This window comes from Mesorhizobium sp. M0437, assembly GCF_040321335.1.
Lineage (GTDB): Bacteria > Pseudomonadota > Alphaproteobacteria > Rhizobiales > Rhizobiaceae > Mesorhizobium.
In genome coordinates this window covers 1-4,067 of the sequence record NZ_JAMYRK010000146.1, presented here as the reverse complement: position 1 = coordinate 4,067, position 4,067 = coordinate 1, and the positions used below count along the sequence as shown (strand labels likewise).

At 57.1% G+C, this 4,067-nt stretch carries 4 protein-coding genes; all 4 read left to right on the top strand.

Features of this window, described 5'->3' with window-relative positions; genetic code table 11:
- Positions 1 to 234 precede the first annotated feature (234 nt).
- Positions 235 to 1,638: a recombinase family protein gene (locus tag NKI72_RS34180; protein WP_352693182.1), complete on the top strand. Its 1,404-nt coding sequence runs from the start codon at positions 235 to 237 to the stop codon at positions 1,636 to 1,638.
- Between the two features lie 650 nt (positions 1,639 to 2,288).
- On the top strand, positions 2,289 to 2,474 hold the full coding sequence (locus tag NKI72_RS34175; RefSeq protein WP_352693184.1) for a hypothetical protein: 186 nt from the start codon (positions 2,289 to 2,291) through the stop codon (positions 2,472 to 2,474).
- 285 nt (positions 2,475 to 2,759) lie between these two features.
- Complete coding sequence (locus NKI72_RS34170; protein WP_352852142.1) at positions 2,760 to 3,329, top strand: hypothetical protein; 570 nt, start codon at positions 2,760 to 2,762, stop codon at positions 3,327 to 3,329.
- Entirely contained in the window at positions 3,326 to 4,036 is a 711-nt protein-coding gene (locus NKI72_RS34165; RefSeq protein ID WP_352693188.1) for a hypothetical protein, read from the top strand. The genes NKI72_RS34170 and NKI72_RS34165 overlap by 4 nt, the downstream gene beginning before the upstream one ends.
- The last annotated feature ends 31 nt before the right edge of the window (positions 4,037 to 4,067 follow it).

The window sequence follows — 4,067 nt, the reverse complement described above, 5'->3', positions numbered from 1 at the left end:
GGGCAAGGACTTGCGCGAGTGCGGGGAAAAGCTGCCCCTTGATTCTGCTGCCAAAACCCCGTGGGCGCCCGCCCCTCACCGCATCCCTTTTCCGGTCGTTGCGCTGTCCAATCATCCGTTGCTAGGAGATCTGCGCTCCCAATTTCGTGGCCGCCGAATGGGAATTCACAGAATGCGACAGAGTTCTGAAAGACATTTCGTGTCTCTGGGATTGTTCAAGCCCAAGGAGACCCCATGGCTTTCGAGTTGCAGACAGCGCCCCCTATCCGTGCGGCGCAGTACATTCGTATGTCCACTGAACATCAACGCTATTCGCTGGAGAACCAGGCGATGGCCATTACAGAGTACGCGGAGCGGCGCGGATACACTATCGTCCAAACCTACGAAGACGCTGGGAAAAGCGGCCTGAGCATAAGAGGTCGCGACGGACTGAAGCAGTTACTGGCCGATGTCATGACTGGCCAAAAGACTTTCTCGGCAATCCTCGTTCTTGACGTCAGCCGCTGGGGCCGCTTTCCGGATACGGACCAGTCCGCTCATTACGAGTTTCTCTGTCGTGACGCAGGCGTTGCGGTGGAATATTGCGGCGAACAATTCGAGAACGACGGCAGCATGGTCTCTGCAATCCTCAAGAATATGAAACGGGTGATGGCAAGCGAGTACAGCCGCGAGCTATCCGCAAAGGTCTCCAGAGCGCACCTGCAGCAGGCTCGTCTCGGATTCAGCCAGGGCGGACCTGTGCCCTACGGCGTCAGGCGACTGTTGCTGGATAAAGATGGGGAGCCCCGTTACCTTCTCGGCTCTGGAGAACAGAAAGGGCTCGCTGGCGACCGCGTTCTCCTTGTGCCCGGCCCGCCAAATGAAATCGAGCTTGTTAGGCGCATCTTCAACATGTTTGTTGCTGAAGGGCAGAGCATGGCCGGCATATCGGTTCGTCTGAACAAGGAAGGAGTGCCCTCCACATACGGCGATGTGTGGACGACCGGGCGCGTCGCATCCCTCCTCAAAAGCGAGTTGATGATAGGCTACTATGTCTACAACCGAACGTCGCACAGTATGAGTAGCCAATCCAAGCCAAACACTCCCGATAAATGGGTCCGAATCCGGGTCATGGAGCCGATTGTAACGGTTCAAATATTCGAGAGGGCGCAACTCGCAAGGGGAAAGCGCGGGTACACCTATACAAAGCCCGAAATGCTCAAAAACCTAAAGCGGCTATTGAAAGAAAAGAAACGACTCAGCCTCACCGTGATCAATGCTTGTCCGTATACTGCGTCAGGACAGTGCTATGTCCGGCTTTTCGGCAGCTTGAAGGCGGTCTATGCGGCGATCGGCTACGTACCGGATCGGCGGGGAGCTCTGCGAAAGTACTCGGACGAAGAGCTTCTAGACGGATTTCGGCGGCTGCGCGCCGCTCACGGGCACCTCACCTTGTCGCTGATTAATGCGGACTCCGATTTGCCCATCTACCGTGTGTTCAAAAAGCGGTTTGGCTCGATGGCCGCGGCCTATACGCTGGCTGGCTTTCCAGGACTGGAGTCGGAGCTAAAGCTGAGCGCGGTAGCGCGTATACGGCCCAGTGGCCCGGAAAGGCTGCGACGCGACGTCTCAAATGCTCAGGGCGAAAAAGGCGCATGATACGAACAGCCCGAAGCTGCGGCTCTTGAATCAGGAGCCCCGACTCTGTTCGTCACGCAGCCGTCCCGCCGCTCCCACCTGATCTCGACTAGGGCGGCGGAACGGACGGTGCCAGCTCCTGCCCTACAGGCCCGCACCTCTCCCATGCGCTCTGAACGGATCAACCCGAAGCGCCATAACATCTGAACATAGACCGATTGGGGAGATCCCAGGGTGCGGTATGCTGAGATCGTGGCGGGGTCGAGCGGGCCATAGCTGGGAACCTTACCTGGATTGCGATTTTTGCCTGCTCCTAGCGGCGAAGAGCCGTCCGGTTCACCAAATGCCAGGAAGATGCTGAAGCGTTCCCGCGCGGTCGTCTGCCCTGTGGAGAGGCCTTGCATGGGAGAACCCGAGAATCAATGCAAGGTGCGCCGCACACCTGATGGCGCATTGCGATATGTCTGCGAGAGCCAGGCGCGGCCGCGAGACAACATGGGGACCGCGTTGACGCTCGCCTTCTTGCGGAGCGTGGCGGCAGACTTCGCCTGAGGCGTCAATACCGATTTCTGGGAATAGAAATCTCAGGGCGGATAGGCAAGCTGGCGGTGAGGAGTTGCCTGCCATGAGCACACTGACCTACCGACTTGCGGGGGACTAGCGGAAACTGGATGGTTGTCTTTGAACCAGACGAATTGCATCTTTATATTGAATGTGTGGCACCGGGGACGAGCACCGACGCGACCAACTGGATCAGCGTTGATGATTTTTTCGCACGGCGGCCGACCGGCTCTGCTCACAGCCAAGCGATCGAACGCCTGGTCGAATTGCTGCGCCGCGCGCTCGACGGGGATTAGCCTCACCTCGCAATGATGCATTCCGCAACGTGGCCAGAACTCGATATTTTTTTCGGGAAAAAACAGTAGGCGGAACTGCAATGTTTTTCGATGAAGGCGCCGAAATTCAAGACGGATCAGCGCAGCGGGATCGCCTTAATTAAAACGCGCACTGCTCTATTCTGAATGCGGTCGAATCATTATTGGGCCACGTAAGCTGCAGGGATTCTTGATTCCTTTGACAGAGCCGCACTCCCCGTGTAGGTGTCCGTGGTCCTCGGACAACGGACAGCGGATCGGAATCAAATGAAAAGCCAGGACATCGTCGTCCTGCTCAAGCTCATCAGCCTTCAGGAGCAGGAGAAAGAAAAAGGTGTCGAAACTCTGCGCTCAGAAGCGCAGGGCCAGGATCCATACTCGGTCCGCAATCTGGCGTCTTCTCTTGGCATAAGCAAGACTGAGGTCAATGCATCCATAAATCGAAGTCTTGCCTCCGGTATCGCGGCCAGGGATAGAGATACGGGCAGAGCCAAGCCGAGCCGCAGGAACCTGCAGAATTTCATCGTGCACGGGTTGAAGTTCGTTTTTCCAGCGAAGCCTGGAGCAATGCAGCGCGGAATCCCGACCGCTTTTGCGGCGCCCATCCTAAAGAACGTGCTAATAAGCGCTGGCAGCTACATCTATGTGTGGCCCTATGCCAGCGGCCGCGACATGGGACAATCGGTGACGCCGATGTTTAAAAGCGTTCCTGAAGCCGTTCAAAGGGATGATCGGCTGTACGAGTATCTTGCCCTTGCGGACGCAATAAGACTCGGAAACCAGCGCGTGGCTGGCCTCGCGGCGGAGCGTCTTGCGGAAAGGCTCGCGCAGAAATGACCAGCATCCAAGGCCAGCTACTAGCAATGCTAAGGGCTGTCGCGGAAGCTCTAGGCGATGACCTGCGCAAGCGTCTTGTATTCGTCGGCGGATGTACGACCGCTCTTTTCATCACCGATGCCATCACGCTCGAGGATGTCAGGGCGACTGACGACGTCGACCTAATTGTCGATCTGGCCGGCTTTTCGGAATGGGCGCAGCTCCTGGAACGGCTTCGAGAGCGGGGTTTCTCGGAGTCACCCAACGACAGTGTCATTTGCCGAATGCATCTTGGCCGGATCAAAGTCGACTTCATGCCGGACGATTCCAAAATCCTCGGATTCAGCAATCGTTGGTATGAAGCGGGTATTGAGACGGCGGTCGATTGTCCGTTGGACGATAAGCTCATCATCCGTCGCCTGACACCGGCACTCTTCGTCGCGACGAAGCTGGAGGCATACCTTGGCAGAGGTGGAAAGGATCTGCTTTCTAGCCGGGATGCCGAGGACATACTCTTGATCGTCGACGGTCGAGAAGAGTTGGTTGCTGAGCTGGGAGGCGCGGAAGACGAGGTCCGTACCTATATCGGCGACCAGTTCAAAGACATGCTTGCAGCCCCAGATTTCGACGACTTTCTGGAAGGCAATATCAGAGGGCCCCAAGGCCGGGTCGAGATTGTGCGCCAGCGATTCATCGCGATAACCCAATATGCCAGCGGCGGTGGCTGACCTGGTCTTCGAAGTCGACTGGACACCAAGC